This window comes from Clostridium chromiireducens (assembly GCF_002029255.1).
Taxonomy (GTDB): Bacteria; Bacillota; Clostridia; order Clostridiales; family Clostridiaceae; genus Clostridium; species Clostridium chromiireducens.
Genome location: NZ_MZGT01000004.1, coordinates 90,679 through 107,464, shown reverse-complemented (window position 1 = coordinate 107,464; position 16,786 = coordinate 90,679). Strand labels below are relative to the sequence as shown.

The window sequence follows — 16,786 nt, the reverse complement described above, 5'->3', positions numbered from 1 at the left end:
TATCGAAAGCCATTAAGCTCCCTTTAATAATATTATAAAAAAAATCTATACGATAGTTTTTATGTTTTCCACGAAAAGAAATTACCTACTTCTTTGGTTTTATTATGATTTTTGCCCAAAAAACAAACGCCACAGAATATGTCTGTGACGAGTGGTAGATTACGCTAAATTTGTATGCATATTAATTTCATTAATTATCAATTTATAAAATTAAATTATTAAATATTTTTCCAAATATAGAACAATCAAAATTATTATTTTAAATTGTTAATTAAAATGCACCTTGTAGCTCAACACTTTCGTGACAGTTATTCACATATTTTATGAATCCCCAGAAATAAATTACCGCATAATAAGTTATTCCTTCGGCCGTAATACCTTTCAGCATAAATCATCGTTTGCCAACTACTTATACCTACTCTTTATTAAAGCACCTCTACCCCAGGTCATATTATATTTATATTCTATCTAAATAGTAGACTTCTTATCTACCCATAGGTTCTTTAGACTTCTAATGACTATAATATCATATTATTAAACTGTTACAAATATGATACCATAAATTTTACTTAAATCAACATTTTTTTTATTATTCATACATCAAGTGTAGGATTATATTTTCTATTCTTTTCTATAATTATCCATAAGATTGCACATAATGCTTGCTGAAGATGGTGGAGTAAATGTTATAGCATTAGCCCCAGCCTGAATAGTTTCAATAATTGATTCATCAGTTGGTCCTCCAGTCGCTATTATCGGAAACTCTGGAAAAATTTTTCTGATGTTTCGAACTATTTCAGCTGTTTTTTTGCCACCAGAAACATTCAAAATAGTCGCACCGGCTTCAATTCTCTTAGAAATATCTTCATCTTCCGAAATAACAGTTACTATTACCGGTATATCTATGGTGGCCCTAATTTTTCTTACTACTTCATTACTTGTTGGAGCATTTACAACTACCCCCATGGCCCCCTTAAATTCTGCATCCATTGCTAAATTCACTACTCTCTTCCCTTGAGTTATTCCTCCCCCTACACCACAAAATACAGGAACATCTGCTGCCATCACAAGTGCTTGTGTAATCACTGGCTGTGGTGTAAATGGATAAACCGCAATAATAGCATCAGCGTTACTATTCCTTATTAATGCAACATCAGTACTAAATAACAATGATTTTATTCTCTTTCCAAAAATCTTAATTCCACCACAATTTCTTATAACCGTTGGAACTTCAATCACATGATTTCTAAGTGTACCTTTTATTTGCGGAACAAACTTAGCTTCTTTACTTGTCATAGATCCTATCCCCTCCCCATAATCATTAAACTTAATAATTACAATTCAACTTATAATAATTTTAAATCATACACTCTTATATAATTTAAATTTAATATTTTTACAGTAACTCATATCTCTCTCATAAAATCTCTTTATCAGCAAAACATAATCTTATATGTATTCACCATATTCATTAACCTTAAAGTAATCCTATTTTTAATAACGTTTTATAGGCCATGGCAGATAACTTATCTTGCATTTAAGCATCCTATAAAAATGTATTAGTGTATCCTAGTAAGAATAGTATCCTAAAGTCTCTCTACTATAGACTATATTCTTTTAATTCTATACTATTATTATACTATTTTATCATTTTCCTTAAAGTTAAATTTATATTTACTGTTTGTCCACATTATCCACACTTTTTATCCACAGAATTGTGTATATTGTTTATAACAATATATTATAAATTCTTTTAAGGCAAAAATGCTAGTAAAACTTTTCTGCAAAATCCTCTCGATATAGCTAAATAAGCCTATTTTTCAACATTCTCAATAGAAATTTTGTGTAATTTTGCTATTAAATGAGTTTAAATAACATAATTATTTACTTTATGATACTATTGGAATTCAATAATTATTTAAATAACTTACCATTTGTCTTATTTTTTTCCACTCGACTTATCCACAGATAACATAGGCTTATCAACACTATAAACAAACCCTTTATTTTACAGGCTTTACCACATATTTTTCTCTAATATTTATACAGTTTGTCCACAATCTTATTCACAGATTTTAGTATTATTGAAACTAATTTTAAACTTTTGTGTAAATCTTTTTATTAAACCTTAATAATTCCTTAATAGTTTGTTAACTTCTAATATAATACCTTAATAAAACATTAAACAATGGTGTACTGTATTGTAGTCTATTCATTCCTATCATATACTTTTAATCAAGAAAAAGATTTTAATAAAGGAGGTTTATTTAATGACGCAAAATGAATTTTTTAACATACTAATGGATGGACTAAAAGAAATTCCTGAAATAAAATTACAGGAAATTATATCCTATTATGATCATAATTTTACGCTTGGACTAGCTGCTAGAAAAACTGAAGAAGAAATAGTACATGAATTAGGTGACCCTAATTCTATTGTCAATAAATATAGAAATGATAATTTAAATATATATTCTAATTTAGAATGCTCTATTAATGATTACACTAATCAAGCAACCACTGAAACTTCTTATAATTCTATAACTGTTAATAATAATATTACAAGCGATAATTTCAATAATAACGCTAATAATAATGAAAATGATTTGAAAAATAATGTTGAACTAAAAGACTTAAATATAAATGATTCTCATGAAAATGCTAATTTAGATGACGATTTTTATAGACTTCATAGTTCTACTATATCATCTGATAATAAAGAATTCAATTCTCAATCTGCTGCTTCATATAAGGCAGATAAGAATTTTAGTGTTGACAATGATTTGAGTTATAATAATTGCAATAACTCAAACTATGATTATAATAGCAAAAATAATTCCAATAGCTCATCAAATAATTTTACTAATAATGTTTTTAATAATAGATCACCACAATCCAATGTAAATGCACTATTAAAGTTTTGTATTGCATTTCTAACTTTAATAATTTTCTTCCCAGTTATAACTGGAGCCATTGGTTTTGTTATTGGAATTTTGGGAGCAGCTATAAGTATTTTTATCGCCAGCATTGGTGTATTAGTAGGTGGAACCTTTACAAGCTTTATTGGGTTGCCTAATGTACCCGCTTTTGTTGCTAATTTTCCATATCCTGTTATAGTTCTCTTCTCGTTAGGCTCAATTTGTCTATCAATGCTTCTAGCACTTTTATTTTATTATCTTGGTAAATTTTTTATACAAATATTTATTAAAATCTATAATGTAATCAAAGGAAAAGGAGGTGCACTTTAATGAAAAAAAAGTTTATTTCTACTAATATGAAGATATTTATACTTGTATTATTTATTTTATCCATTACTTTTTATACCTCAGGATGCATTGTTTTGGTCCAAAGTGGATATAAACTTTCTGATTATGCTGATGAACTTCATGTAAATCCTAATTCTTTTAAATATGATATAAATTTATCAGGCTTTAACTTTGATTTTAATGCTTCTTATGTTTCAAAAGATTACACAATCAATGATAATATTAACGAGATTAATTTCAACTTAAATTCTCAAGATATCAAGGTAATAAGTTATGATGGTGACAGCTTAAAAGTTCAAATAAAAAGCTATAACACTATATCTAGTGATTTATCTCAAACAGAAAGCGAAAATAAAATAACCTTAGGCACGAGATACGATACCCCAAGCAATGCTAGTATTTCAGTAAGTATTCCTAACAAACTTAAGGATAAATCAACTTTAAAAATTATTACAAGCAGTGGAGATATAGATGTTTCTAACTTATCGATCGATACTTTAAACCTTACTACAGCTAGTGGTGAAATAAATACTGTAAATTCCAACTTAAATTATTTAAGCCTAAATAACTCTAGTGGAAGTATTAATTTTAATGGTATGACAGCTTTAGCAGAAACAAAATTAACTTCATCTTCCGGAGATATACACGGCGAAGGTACACTTGGAATTTTAAATGGTTCTACTTCCTCTGGAGATATTGATTTAAGGTTCGTGGATTCTCTAAATAATGTATCACTAAGTACTCAATCAGGCTCCGTAAATTTGTTACTCCCAAAGAATTCAGGTTATAAAGTTAATTACGAAACAGTTTCTGGAGATCTAAATTCACATAGTAGCAGCCTTTCAGCTGGTGATGAAAGCTCACTTATCAATATAAACACCTTAAGCGGAGATTTAAATATAAACTAAATCTTGTTCTAAAATATACGTATACCAGCCGAAAGAGAAGTTACTCTGTTACTCGGTTGCTAGAAAAAAGAACTGAGGATTTCTACCAATAAAATTTGCACCATCTATGCTTGTTCCTTAGGCAAGCTAAGGACTAGCACAAACGGAACAACTTTTATTGAAGAAATACATTCAGTTCTTTTTTCGATGCAACACAATATGTTACTTATTTCGGCAAGTTATGTATTGGATCTCTATACTATAATTTGAATTTTGAAATGATGCTACTTAATTCTTCAGCCTTTATAGCTTCTCTTGATATTGTTTCTACTACTTGTTTCATAGCTATAGACGTATCATCTATGCCTTGTTGTATGCTGTGAGTGCTGCTTGAAACTGTTTCTGAATTCTTAGCTGTGTTTGATATAGCCGCACTTACTTGTTCGATTGATGCATTTACATGTTCAGACATTTCGGCAATTTGCTTTGACATTTGGCTTATAAACTCCCCATCTTCAGTATATTGGACTGCAACACCTCCATACCCTTCCAAATCATCTTTAACATTCGTTTTAATAAATGTTAGCATTTCCTTGCTATTCTCAGAAAGATTTCTAAATGCCTTTTCTACTCTTTCTATTGTATTCTGAATTGTAACTACTGATGAAGATGATTCTTCTGCAAGCTTTCTTACTTCCTCTGCGACTACCGCGAACCCTTTTCCTGATTCTCCTGCTCTTGCCGCCTCAATTGCTGCATTTAATGCTAGAAGATTTGTCTGTTCTGAAATACTTGCTATTGAATCTGCCATCACCTTTATTTCTTCAACTACTTTTGATTCTTCAATTGCTTTCTTTATGTATTCTTCTTTATTGTGGTATACGATCCTTGTATTTTCAATTGCCTTCTGACTATTTTCTTCTATATTCTTAGCTCTTTCTTTTATATTATTTGAATTTTCATTCCCCGTTTCAGCCTTTGATGCTAACACTTCCATATTGGCAGTCACCTGTTGAATTGATGCATATATTTCTTCAACATTGCTACTATTTTCCTGAGTGCTAGAATCAATCCTTTCAAATTCTAAATTAATATGCTCAAGGCTTGCTGATATTTCTTGAACTGTAGCAGATGCCTCTTCACTTAATGCAGACACGTTAGTCGCATTATCTGCACATAACTGAATCATTTCTCTTAAATTATCTTGAGCCTTATTTAAAGCTAGTCCAATATATGCAAATTCGTCTTTTCTAGAAATAGTAATATTGGTTGATATATCTAATTTACTCATTCTCTCAGCCAAATGCCTTATTTTATGCAGTGGTGCTATTATGAATCCTATTGTTGTAAAAATTAATGTTCCGCCTATTACAACGACTACAGCTACAGATATAATCGTTAGCATTAAGCTTGTTTTTAATCCTATCCCAATACCAATCCCCATTAATATCATTACAATATAAACCGAAAAAATTCTTGTTGCAGTAGAATGTAAAAAACTTATCTTATTATTTTTATTCATAATTTATGCTCTCCTTTTTCTTTAATTCAATTTATTTAAAGCTTTTTTCTATTTTATCATTGGTCATCATAGTAGACTTCAATTCAGTTGATTTATCATGAATCAATAATCTCACTATTAATTTATAATTATTTAATCTCTGGATTTTAGCTAGAAAAGATTTTAAGAAATGTTGTTTATAGAAATATAAATATACTCATATGGCATAATTCATAAAAAGCCCTTTTTATTTACAATAAAATTCAAAAAAGTATATATTTATATATATTCTTTAATAGAATATCATGTATATTTTTCTTTTTCAACCATAATAATGAAAATTCTAGTTTACAATCTTTTGATGAAATGCAGTTAAATACGCCATTTAGTCATCATACTCTTGTTACAGCAAAAGTTTGTTATTTCTTACAATAATTCATCAAAATAAAAAATCAAATCTCAAATAGGTATTATAACTTGATTTTCAATTAATCATAATTTTTTTACAAGAATTGCCCATTACTTTTTAAAATATGATAAAATTATACTATTAAAATTATGTATTGGGGGCTTAAATATGATATCAAATAGACTTAAATCTCTTATCTCAAATAGTACTACCATAAGAGCCATGTTTGAAGAAGGTAAGAGATTATCAAAAATTCATGGAGAAGAAAATGTTTTTGATTTCAGCATAGGTAATCCGAATGTTGAACCTCCTGAAAATATTAAAGAAGTTATAATCGATATTCTAAATGAAGAATCACCAAACTTTGTTCATGGCTATATGCATAACTCTGGTTATGAAGATGTCAGAGATACCATAAGCACTTTCTTAAACAAAAAATATGATTTATCTCTTACTGGAAAAAATCTTGTTATGACTTGCGGGGCTGCTGGTGGATTAAATATAATTTTTGAGTCAATTTTAAATCCTGGTGATGAGATTATTACCTTCTCACCATACTTTGGGGAATATAAAAATTATGTTGAAACTTTTCACGGAATACTTACAACTGTTCCTACTAATACTGAAAACTTTGAGCCTGATTTGGAGGCTTTAGCTAATGCTATCACATCAAAGACAAAGGCTATATTAATAAATACTCCAAATAATCCTACAGGAGCTATTTACTCAAAGGAAGTACTTAGAGGCTTGACTCATGTACTTAATGTAAAGGAAAAAGAATTAAATACAAGTATTTACTTAATATCTGATGAACCTTATAGAGAAATAGTTTATGATGATGTTGAAGTACCTTGCATATTAAAATACTATAATAATAGCTTTATAGCTTACTCATACAGTAAATCATTATCTTTACCTGGGGAACGTATTGGATATGTAGTTACAAATTCATTAATGAATGATTTTGATGAAATGATGGCAGCACTAAATATTTCAAATCGTGTTTTAGGCTTTGTAAATGCACCTTCTTTATTTCAAAGAGTTATTGCAAAAACTATAGGTTCTGAAGTTGATGTTAATATATATAAGAAAAACCGCGATCTTTTATACAACCATTTAGTAAGCTTAGGTTTCACATGTTTCAAACCCCAAGGAGCTTTTTATCTTTTCCCTAAATCACCTATTGAAGATGATAAAAAATTCTGTGAAGATGCAAAGCAATTTAATTTATTACTTGTACCTGGCTCCACTTTTGGATGCCCAGGGCATGTACGATTGGCTTACTGTACTTCATACGAAAAGATCGAAAAATCATTACAAGCTTTTGATAAGTTAGCGGCTTTATATAATTTAAAATAAGATAGTGTATAGTTTTCTTTAAATTATTATACATTCAATATAAAAATGCATATATTTCAATATATGCATTTTTTGCACATATAAATATTCTCTAAATATTATTATTTATAATCTCACATTACCTTATGTGCTATACCACTAAGGCAATTATGCTAAACTACTTTAAATTTTTCATACGCTAATCTTTTTATAGTAAAATAGCAATCTATTATTAAAATAATAACCCCTGCAATTACTAATATATTAAAAAAATCCTGTTCTTGTATGTATAGACTATATACGATAGGTTGTAAATAATGTAGACCTACCAAGCTTAGAATCATCCAATAAGTTGAGAATTTAAGAGTAACAAATCCATGTATATTGTATCTAAAATTCGAATAATCCCAATAAACTTTATTGAAAGTATACTTAAGTACATAACCACTTATGTATTCAACTGTTGTTGGAATTAAAAAACATAGCAGTATTAATGGAATTCCATCAATTATTAATATTTCTTTACATAGAATTAAAAGAGTAAAACCTATTCCATACATAGGTTTAAATGGACCTATTAAAAACCCATCTTTTTGAAATTCCTTTGTAGTTGTATAACAGTATACTTCTTCTATTATCCAACCTATGAAAGAATAAAATATTAAGTTGAATATAATATAAAATATTGAATTCATTGTATAATCACCTCATTCTACAAAATAATCAATGTTAGTATTTGTCGAATAATAATCTTTTATCCACATCGAGGTTCTATCTGTTATAATACTAGTATTGAATTATTCTTAGACTCAGATACTGCGAACTTCAATTAATGCTATATATTCACTGAGCCTTAGATACAAATATATTTTAGGAGGCTAATTCACATATGGAAAAAATTTATTACGATAATCAATACCTTAAGGAATTCACAGCTGAAATTGTTGATATAAAAGAAATAGATGGTAGATCTCACGTTATATTAGACAAAACTGCTTTTTTCCCAGGCGGTGGTGGACAAAATTGCGACCTTGGAACTTTAGATGATCAACAAATTATTGATATCTATGAAAAAGATGAAATTGTTTATCACGTTGTTGAAAAGAAACCTATTAAGATACATAAAGTAAAATGCTCAATTGATTGGGATAGAAGACGTGATGGAATGCATCAACATTTAGGTCAACACGTTTTATCTGGCGCTTTCTTCAACCTTTTTAATGCTAATACTTTTGCAATACACTTAGGTTCTGACATAAGTACAGTTGATATCTATGGAGTGTTAACTGAGGATCAAGTAAGAGAAGCTGAAAGACTTGCTAATAAAACCATTGGTGAGGCACTAACCGTTCAATCTTTTGTTCCAACAAAAGCTGAATTAAAAAAATTAACTCTTAGACGTGCTCTTCCAAACACTGATGAAGACATTAGAGTTGTTAAAATTGGTGATTTCGATGTAAATGCTTGTTGTGGGCTTCATCCTTCATCAACTTTGGATTTGAGACTTATTAAAATTAAAAAATTCGTAAAGCACAAAGAAGGAACAAGAATAGAATTTTTAGCTGGCGAACGTGCTATTTCCGATTCTTTTAAGAAAGATGAATTTCAAAACTCAATATGCAGATATTTAAGCTGCAATGAAAATGAAGCTGTTAACGGAATAAAGAACTTAAATCAAAGTCTTTATGAAGCTAACGAAGCAAATAAAAGTCTTAATATTTTATTAGCTAAATATCAAGTTAAAGAAATCCTCGAAAATGCTGCTAAAATAAATGATATTAAAGTAATTAAACAGATATTTGATGGCGAAAACCTGAAGTATGTAAATAACCTTACTGCTAAGCTTATTGAAACTGAAAACACAATAGCTCTAATGGCAGTGAAATCTGATGATAAAGTAAATCTATTATTTGCTTGTTCTAAAGATATTAAAGAAGTGAAAATGAACGATCTTTTAAAAGATGCTATATCTCTAATTGACGGTAAAGGTGGCGGAAGTCCATTCCAAGCTCAAGGTGCAGGTAAAAACAACGCAAACCTTGAAAGCACACTAGATTACGCCTTTAACAAAATAGAACATTTACTAAGATAAAGTGAAGCGATGAACAACCGAAAGAGAATACATATATGTATTCTCTTTCTTTGTTTTGCTGTTACTTTAAGTATTTCACATATGCTTACCTAAATGTTATATATTTTTTTGTATTGTAAAGGATATATATGCTATGGCAAATACCTTTCAAAAAAGATACCGCTCTTGCTAACGGTCAAAATATAAAAATACTTGCTTAAGTATGCTGTATTTTAAACTTACTACTAAACAAAGAACGGGAATAAATGTTTTTACGGAGTGTTCATAAGAAGATTTTGCTGGCTGTTATTCTAGATTATAAGTTGTTCCAAATGTGCTTGTTCAAAAGCGTAGTCTTTGAAGCAAGCACATTTGGTGCAACTTATAATCTTACAATAACCCAGCAAAATCTTCTAGGAACCGGAGTAAACACATATATTCCCGTTCGATTGTTTGGCAGTAAACTTAAGTTTTCCTCATACTGCAAGTATTTTTATACTTCGGGTTATTCGCAATACCTTAATTATTCTTCGATGTTAGTTACGTCGTAGCCTTCTTCTTCGATTGCTTCTTTTAATTCTTCATTACTATTTTCAGTTTCAACTATTGCCCAGTTATTTTCTAAACTAACTTCCACTGAAGTTACCTTATCTAAATTTTCTAGTGCTTCCTTTACATGCCCTACACAATGTTGACAACTCATTCCCTCTATTAATATTTTCTTTTTCATACTTCTACCTCCTGTTTATTAATAAAAATAACTATTAACAATTCAAATTTAGAATCTCTGAGTTTTTCTATTGCCTTTTATAGTTCAAACAATTTTCCTTATTTTCATTGTTAATTATTAGCTGCGTTAAATTTTCTAAGCCTTAGTGCATTTGTAAGTACTGATACTGAACTCAAACTCATTGCTGCAGCTGCTATCATAGGGTTCAATAATGGTCCTCCGAAGATATGGAGTATTCCCATAGCGACTGGAATTCCCAGTACATTATATCCAAATGCCCAGAATAAGTTTTGTTTTATATTTTTAATAGTTGCCTTACTTAATTTAATTGCAGTTATAACATCCATTAAATCGCTTTTCATAAGAACTATATCCGCAGATTCGATTGCAACATCAGTTCCTGATCCAATTGCTATTCCCACATCTGCTTGTGCTAATGCTGGTGCATCGTTTATCCCATCTCCAACCATTGCAACTTTTTCGTTTTTTACTTGAAGTTTTTTAACTTCATTAGCCTTATCTTCTGGCAATACTTCTGCTAAAATTATATCAATTCCAACTTGAGCTGCAATAGCATCAGCTGTTTTCTTATTATCCCCAGTAATCATAGCTACCTTTATCCCCATATTATGGAGAGCCTCTATTGCTTTTTTACTACTTGGTTTAACTGTATCTGCAACAGCAACTATTCCCCTTAAAATTCCATCAATGGCTATATACATAGGGGTTTTTCCTTCACTGGCCAACTTATCACTATATTGAGCTAGAACGTCAAGGTTTATGTCTTTATCTAACATTAACTTTTTATTTCCAAGTAAAATATGCTTTCCTTCTATTTTAACTTCTATTCCGTGTCCAGGAATTGCATTAAATTCTTCAATTTCCTTAAGCTCTAGCCCTTTGTCTTGTGCGCCCTTAACTATTGCTTCTCCCAGTGGATGTTCTGATCCTTTTTCACTACTTGCAGCTAAAGTCAAGATTTCATCTTCTGACATCCCATTTGTTATTATATCTGTAACTACAGGTTTTCCTTCTGTTATTGTGCCTGTCTTATCAAATACAATGGTTTGTATTCTATGAGTTGTCTCTAAAGCTTCTCCACCTTTAATTAATACACCATTCTCAGCACCCTTACCTGTTCCAACCATTATTGCTGTTGGTGTTGCAAGGCCTAATGCACAAGGGCAGGCAATTACAAGTACTGCAATAAATATTGTTAAAGAAAATATAGTTGTTTCTCCTGCAAGCATCCAAGCTATAGAAGAAATTAATGCTAAACCAATTACTGTTGGTACAAAGTATGCTGATATAACATCAGCAAGTTTTGCTATTGGAGCTTTTGATCCTTGAGCCTCTTCTACTAGTTTAACTATTTGAGCAAGTGCAGTGTCTTTTCCAACTTTAGTTGCTTTATATTTAATAAAACCAGTTTTATTAATACTTGCTCCTATTACACTGCTTCCTATTCTCTTCTCAACTGGAATACTTTCTCCTGTAAGCATCGATTCATCAACTGATGTATTTCCTTCAATAATCTCTCCGTCTACAGGAAGCTTTTCTCCTGGTTTAACTAGTATTATATCTCCAACTATTACTTCTTCTATAGGCATAGTCATTTCGATATCATTTCTAATGATTGTTGCTGTCTTCGGTGCTAATCCCATTAATGCTTTGATTGCCTGAGAAGTTCTTCCCTTCGAAATTGCCTCCAAGTACTTTCCAAGTGTTATTAATGTTAATATAACTGCTGCAGATTCAAAATATAAGTGCATTGCGTAATTAGTTTCGCCCATTTGTATCTTATAAATACCAAATATCCCATATATAAATGCAGCTGAAGTTCCTATAGCAATTAATGAATCCATATTTGGACTTAATTTAAGTAGATTTTTTATTCCGATATAGTAAAATTTATACCCAACTATCATTACAGGAGCTGTTAAAATTAATTGAAACGTCGCGAAATTCAAAGGATTCATCATTGAATCAATTATATGTGGAAGTGGCATGCCTAACATATGTCCCATAGTTACTACTAAAAGCGGTACCGAAAAAACTAAAGATACAATAAATCTTGTTAATAGTAATTGGCTTTCATCTACTCTTATCTCTTCAACAATTTCCTCCTCTTTTACTAGCTTATATCCTGCTTTATCTACAGCAGCTTTTATTTCGGCATAACCAATTTGATCCTCATCTATACTAATAGTAAGTTTTTCAGTAGCTAAGTTAACAATTGAACTTTGAACTCCATTTAGCTTTTTAGTAACTCTCTCAACCCTGCTCGAACATGCAGAACATGTCATTCCTTCAACCTTAAAAGTGTAAGTCTTTATATTCTTCCTTACCCCATATCCTGCTTTTACAACAGTAGCTTCTATAGTTTCATTACTTAATTTACTTTCATCAAACTCTACATTTAAAGTCTCTGTAGCAAAATTAACATTAGCACTATTTATTCCATCTAATTTTTTTACAAATCTTTCAACTCTATTTGAGCATGCAGAACATGTCATTCCTTCTATTCTAATTGCCTTTTTCTTCATACTTTCGCCTTCACCTCTTTACGTTTCTTCTAAAATATGTAATCTGAATATTATTTCCGCTAAACTTTTCAAAATTATTATTTAGAAAGTAATTTCTCTAAGACTTTGTTTAACTCTTCAATTTTTTCATCCGGATTATTATTAAGACAAGCCTCTTTTACACAATGACGTAAGTGCCCTTGCAAAATAATTAAATCAGCTTTCTTTATTAAAGATTGTACGGCTAATAACTGATTTGCAATATCTATACAATATCTATCATCTTCAATCATTTTTATTATACCTTCTATCTGACCTTTTGCTGTTTTTAATGATTGTAATGCTTTTTTTCTTTCTTCACTCATGCTTTTCCTCCTCCCCCTCCCAGGGGGTGTCTTTATGATATAATTATATACCACGAATTCATTTTGTCAAGGATACTTTAAATAAAGATTTTCTTCATATAAAAATATTGTAGAAAACTTAAGGCGAAGCAATGAATAACCGAATTAAAGATTACATGTATACTGTATTAAAGCTCGAAAATATACTTAATTTAAGATGTTGCTAGCTCAAGAAATAAAAAATACTTGCATTAATTCTTATTTTAATTCTACTACTACACAAAGAAAGGGAATATATGTTTTTGCACAGTGTTCATAAGAAGATTTTACTGGTCGTAGTTCTTAGATTATAAGTTGTTCAAAATGTACTTGCTCAAAAGCGTAGTCTTTGAAGCAAGCTCTTTGGGTGCAACTTATAGTCTTAGAACTACCCAATAAAATCTTTTAAGAACCGAAGCAAACACATATATTCCCTTTCGGTTGCTTAGTAGTAACTTTAAAGTCGTCACAATACAAGTATTTTTATGTTTCGGATTCTTCAAGATAATCTATAAATACTTTGACTATATGCGGATCAAATTGTTTTCCAGCGCACTTTTTTAATTCGTTGATTGCATCTTCTTTACTCAATGTTTTCTTGTACACACTATTATTTCTCATAGAATCGTAGGAATCTGCTATACTAACAATTCTAGCTATCAGTGGTATTCCCTCTCCCCTTAGTTTAAGCGGATAGCCAGTTCCATCCCATCTTTCATGATGGGCCAAAACCCCTTTTGCTACATTATCTAATTGATTAGACGCTTTTATTATCCTATATCCCTTCTCAGCATGAGTTTTAACTATTTCAAATTCCTCTTCTTTTAGCTTTCCAGACTTAAGTAATATCTCTTCACTTATTGCTATTTTACCTATATCATGAAGCTTAGCCACTATGGTCAATTCATCCATCACAGACATCGGGAGGGATAATCTTTGTCCAATTATTAAAGAATTGCATAGTACTCTCTCAGTATGTTCTTCTGTTTCTATACTCTTAGTTTGGAGTCCCACCTGTAGGGAGTACATTATCGAACTGCTAAGACTATTCTTTTGCAATAACTTTTGGCGATATACCTTATCATCAGCTTCCTTTAGCGCATCATATACACTTTTCTTTAAGCTATTAGTTACAGATGCCCCTAAAGCTATGCTAACATCTATTAAATCATGCTTATAAGTTTTACATTGCTTAAATATTCTCTTTATAATAGATTCACATTCATATTCAGTAGCATTTGGTGCTAAAATTACAAATTCATCGCCACCGGTTCTAAATATCAATTGTTCTTCATCACATACATCTCTAAGAACATTTGCTATAAGCTTTAATAATTCATCTCCTTGACTATGCCCCAAAGTATCATTTACTAATTTTAATCCATTTGCATCTCCCATTATAACTCCTACTGGAAGATATTTCTCTGACAAAAATTCTTGCGCTTTCTCTTCAAAATAGGCTCTATTATACAAACCCGTTAAAGAATCTGTGAAACTTAACCTCTTTAATTTTTCTTCTGCTTCTTTTTTTTCAGTAGTATCAAGAATTAATCCAACTATTCCAACAACCTCATTATTCTTGTCAATTACAGGAACCTTTATAGCTTCTGTATGCAGCTCACTTCCTTCATTTGTCCTAATTACTGTCTGCGCACGTATACTTTCTTTGTTTTGTATAACGTGATTATCTTCCCTTGTGTACTTTTGTACTAATTCTTCTGAAGGATGTATATCGCTATTTGTTTTTCCTATTAATTCACCTAGTCCATCTCTATTATAGAATCTATTAAACTCTTTATTTACGTAAACATATCTTCCGTATTTATCCTTATAAAAAACCATTCCTGGTAAAGTATCCATTACTACTTTTAATAAGTTTTCCTGTTCTTCAATAATCTTATCCTTTTCTCTTATAATATCAAGATTTGCATATATACCAGCTAGAGCAATTACATTTCCATTATCAATCAATGGAACAATAGTAATTTTTCTACGTATACCACCAAGATATCCTTCTTCTGTTAAAGGTTCTAACGTGTTTAAAACAATTTTGCAATATTTATGACATTCTTCATGCTCTACTCCATCGAATATTTCTTCATCATTATATCCAATAAATTCTTTATGTATATCTTTATGTATGGATTTATACTCTTTATTAATATATATAAATCTTAAGTCAATATCTTTTACCCATATAGGTTGTGGTATATAATCAGCTAGCAATTTAAACAATCTGTACTCCATTATCCTCATTTCCCCTCCTTGCCTCTATAATTAATGTCATTATCATATGTGTAACGAATAAATTTTGTATAATGTTATCTGATTATTAGGGAATATATTTTTAAAATTTACCTGCTCTCCTCTTTTTTACAATTAATCAGTTTGTTATTTCTCTTCTTCTAACAATTACAACTGCTTTCTAAATTCTATCAATTAAACTTAACTTTTATATTTACTATTTCACTTTCAGTTCCAACTCTTATTGGTGGCCCCCATGTTCCATATCCTGAACTTACAATTAAGTTGAAATTACCTTTATTTAAATATCCATAATCTTTCTCATATATTTGTTCTGTTATGAGATTACCCGGAAAAACTTGTCCTCTATGTGTATGCCCTGAAAGTTGTAAATCCACGCCTTCAATCTCAGCTTCTTCTAAGTCTTCTGGTCTATGATTCAAAACTATTATCGGAAGTGATTTATCAACGTCTTTCAAAATTTCATCTAATGGCTTTACCTTTTCTCCCGTAGATCTTATCTGCGCTGGATCATTTCTTCCAACGATATAAAAACTATTTTCTACCTTAATTGCTTCATCTTGTAAAAATTTAATATTCGCATCTTGAAAATATGAAATAGTCTCTGATAAGTCGCCCGCACCATATTCGTGATTTCCTGTAATATCATACACTCCATACTTTGACTTTATATTCTTAAACTCTTCTCTAGAATATTCCTTTAAACTTCTAGGCGTATTCTCATCAAATATATCTCCACAAAATAAAACTATGTCTGGATTTAATTCATTTATTGAATTCACCATTTTAGTAACACCATTTTCTTTTAATGCAACTCCCATATGAACATCTGAAACCATAACTACGTTTAATGAAGTAATTCCTTTTGCATCTTTATTTACATTAACTTCATAGTTTGTTATGACTTTACGCTGAGCGTTTAAAAATCCAAATGCAACTAATATAAATATTGATAAGAATACAGATACTCCACCAAAATATATTTTCTTCAACCGTTCTTTTACTAGTTGATTAAAGTTGATTCTTCTTAAAATAAATCTCAAAATATCTATAATAAAAAATATCAATATTGAATATAAAAAAATTCCAATATAAATAAATCCAACTAGTGTAATTGTTGATGTAATCCAATTTTCGGTGGTGATAGCCCCTCTCAATATATTACTTATAAAAAATGACAATCCCATGGTCCAATATATTACCCAGTACCCTATGAAATACTTTTTTTGTCTGAATTTCACATTCATATGCACAAGCGCTTTTTTACCTTTTGCTCCTATATAATAGCAAAGAATTATGTATAATCCTAACGCTATAGTAATTGGTGCTATCATTCTTATATTCATATTACTCCTTTCCTTGAAATAATTCTAAAATATAAAACTTTCTTCTTAAGCTATAATTTTTACAT

Annotated in this window: 12 protein-coding genes and 1 riboswitch; of the genes, 4 read left to right on the top strand and 8 right to left on the bottom strand. The window is 30.1% G+C overall.

Going from position 1 to position 16,786, the window contains the following annotated elements:
• Positions 1 to 278 precede the first annotated feature (278 nt).
• Positions 279 to 447, bottom strand: a riboswitch (Lysine riboswitch).
• A 174-nt stretch (positions 448 to 621) separates the two neighbouring features.
• Positions 622 to 1,296 (bottom strand): beta/alpha barrel domain-containing protein, encoded by a 675-nt coding sequence (locus CLCHR_RS02140; protein ID WP_079438033.1) that lies wholly within the window; start codon positions 1,294 to 1,296, stop codon positions 622 to 624.
• A 974-nt stretch (positions 1,297 to 2,270) separates the two neighbouring features.
• On the opposite strand from CLCHR_RS02140, the gene CLCHR_RS02135 reads away from it, so the two are divergent.
• Positions 2,271 to 3,248: a DUF1700 domain-containing protein gene (locus CLCHR_RS02135; RefSeq protein ID WP_079438031.1), complete on the top strand. Its 978-nt coding sequence runs from the start codon at positions 2,271 to 2,273 to the stop codon at positions 3,246 to 3,248.
• Complete coding sequence (locus CLCHR_RS02130; RefSeq protein WP_079438030.1) at positions 3,248 to 4,174, top strand: DUF4097 family beta strand repeat-containing protein; 927 nt, start codon at positions 3,248 to 3,250, stop codon at positions 4,172 to 4,174. The genes CLCHR_RS02135 and CLCHR_RS02130 overlap by 1 nt, the downstream gene beginning before the upstream one ends.
• A gap of 238 nt (positions 4,175 to 4,412) precedes the next feature.
• Here CLCHR_RS02130 and CLCHR_RS02125 read toward each other — a convergent pair whose 3' ends face one another.
• Positions 4,413 to 5,675, bottom strand: a complete 1,263-nt coding sequence (locus tag CLCHR_RS02125) for a methyl-accepting chemotaxis protein (protein WP_079438029.1) — start codon at positions 5,673 to 5,675, stop codon at positions 4,413 to 4,415.
• Between the two features lie 556 nt (positions 5,676 to 6,231).
• Here CLCHR_RS02125 and CLCHR_RS02120 point away from each other — a divergent pair.
• A complete protein-coding gene (locus tag CLCHR_RS02120) occupies positions 6,232 to 7,422 on the top strand; it encodes a pyridoxal phosphate-dependent aminotransferase (protein ID WP_079438028.1) in 1,191 nt (396 codons plus the stop codon).
• A gap of 152 nt (positions 7,423 to 7,574) precedes the next feature.
• On the opposite strand, the gene CLCHR_RS02115 is transcribed toward CLCHR_RS02120, so the two are convergent.
• Positions 7,575 to 8,096, bottom strand: a complete 522-nt coding sequence (locus CLCHR_RS02115) for a putative ABC transporter permease (RefSeq protein WP_079438027.1) — start codon at positions 8,094 to 8,096, stop codon at positions 7,575 to 7,577.
• A gap of 194 nt (positions 8,097 to 8,290) precedes the next feature.
• Between CLCHR_RS02115 and CLCHR_RS02110 the strand changes: the two genes are divergently transcribed.
• A complete protein-coding gene (locus tag CLCHR_RS02110; RefSeq protein ID WP_079438026.1) occupies positions 8,291 to 9,493 on the top strand; it encodes an alanyl-tRNA editing protein in 1,203 nt (400 codons plus the stop codon).
• A 502-nt stretch (positions 9,494 to 9,995) separates the two neighbouring features.
• Here the strand turns inward: CLCHR_RS02110 and CLCHR_RS02105 are convergent.
• The 5 genes from CLCHR_RS02105 to CLCHR_RS02085 form a co-directional block, all read right to left on the bottom strand.
• Complete coding sequence (locus CLCHR_RS02105) at positions 9,996 to 10,202, bottom strand: heavy-metal-associated domain-containing protein (RefSeq protein WP_079438024.1); 207 nt, start codon at positions 10,200 to 10,202, stop codon at positions 9,996 to 9,998.
• Between the two features lie 110 nt (positions 10,203 to 10,312).
• Positions 10,313 to 12,748, bottom strand: a complete 2,436-nt coding sequence (locus CLCHR_RS02100) for a heavy metal translocating P-type ATPase (RefSeq protein WP_079438022.1) — start codon at positions 12,746 to 12,748, stop codon at positions 10,313 to 10,315.
• Between the two features lie 77 nt (positions 12,749 to 12,825).
• Complete coding sequence (locus tag CLCHR_RS02095) at positions 12,826 to 13,092, bottom strand: metal-sensing transcriptional repressor (protein ID WP_079438021.1); 267 nt, start codon at positions 13,090 to 13,092, stop codon at positions 12,826 to 12,828.
• 501 nt (positions 13,093 to 13,593) lie between these two features.
• Positions 13,594 to 15,357, bottom strand: a complete 1,764-nt coding sequence (locus CLCHR_RS02090) for a sensor domain-containing diguanylate cyclase/phosphohydrolase (protein WP_079438020.1) — start codon at positions 15,355 to 15,357, stop codon at positions 13,594 to 13,596.
• 188 nt (positions 15,358 to 15,545) lie between these two features.
• Complete coding sequence (locus CLCHR_RS02085; RefSeq protein ID WP_242965978.1) at positions 15,546 to 16,721, bottom strand: metallophosphoesterase; 1,176 nt, start codon at positions 16,719 to 16,721, stop codon at positions 15,546 to 15,548.
• Positions 16,722 to 16,786 lie beyond the last annotated feature (65 nt).

Bases quoted from the DNA above. Each gene is read 5' to 3' on its own strand.
- CLCHR_RS02095 (WP_079438021.1), bottom strand. From the start codon at position 13,092: ATGAGTGAAGAAAGAAAAAAAGCATTACAATCATTAAAAACAGCAAAA.
- CLCHR_RS02130 (WP_079438030.1), top strand. From the start codon at position 3,248: ATGAAAAAAAAGTTTATTTCTACTAATATGAAGATATTTATACTTGTA.
- CLCHR_RS02100 (WP_079438022.1), bottom strand. From the start codon at position 12,748: ATGAAGAAAAAGGCAATTAGAATAGAAGGAATGACATGTTCTGCATGC.
- CLCHR_RS02115 (WP_079438027.1), bottom strand. From the start codon at position 8,096: ATGAATTCAATATTTTATATTATATTCAACTTAATATTTTATTCTTTC.
- CLCHR_RS02090 (WP_079438020.1), bottom strand. From the start codon at position 15,357: ATGGAGTACAGATTGTTTAAATTGCTAGCTGATTATATACCACAACCT.
- CLCHR_RS02135 (WP_079438031.1), top strand. From the start codon at position 2,271: ATGACGCAAAATGAATTTTTTAACATACTAATGGATGGACTAAAAGAA.
- CLCHR_RS02140 (WP_079438033.1), bottom strand. From the start codon at position 1,296: ATGACAAGTAAAGAAGCTAAGTTTGTTCCGCAAATAAAAGGTACACTT.
- CLCHR_RS02110 (WP_079438026.1), top strand. From the start codon at position 8,291: ATGGAAAAAATTTATTACGATAATCAATACCTTAAGGAATTCACAGCT.
- CLCHR_RS02085 (WP_242965978.1), bottom strand. From the start codon at position 16,721: ATGAATATAAGAATGATAGCACCAATTACTATAGCGTTAGGATTATAC.
- CLCHR_RS02125 (WP_079438029.1), bottom strand. From the start codon at position 5,675: ATGAATAAAAATAATAAGATAAGTTTTTTACATTCTACTGCAACAAGA.
- CLCHR_RS02105 (WP_079438024.1), bottom strand. From the start codon at position 10,202: ATGAAAAAGAAAATATTAATAGAGGGAATGAGTTGTCAACATTGTGTA.
- CLCHR_RS02120 (WP_079438028.1), top strand. From the start codon at position 6,232: ATGATATCAAATAGACTTAAATCTCTTATCTCAAATAGTACTACCATA.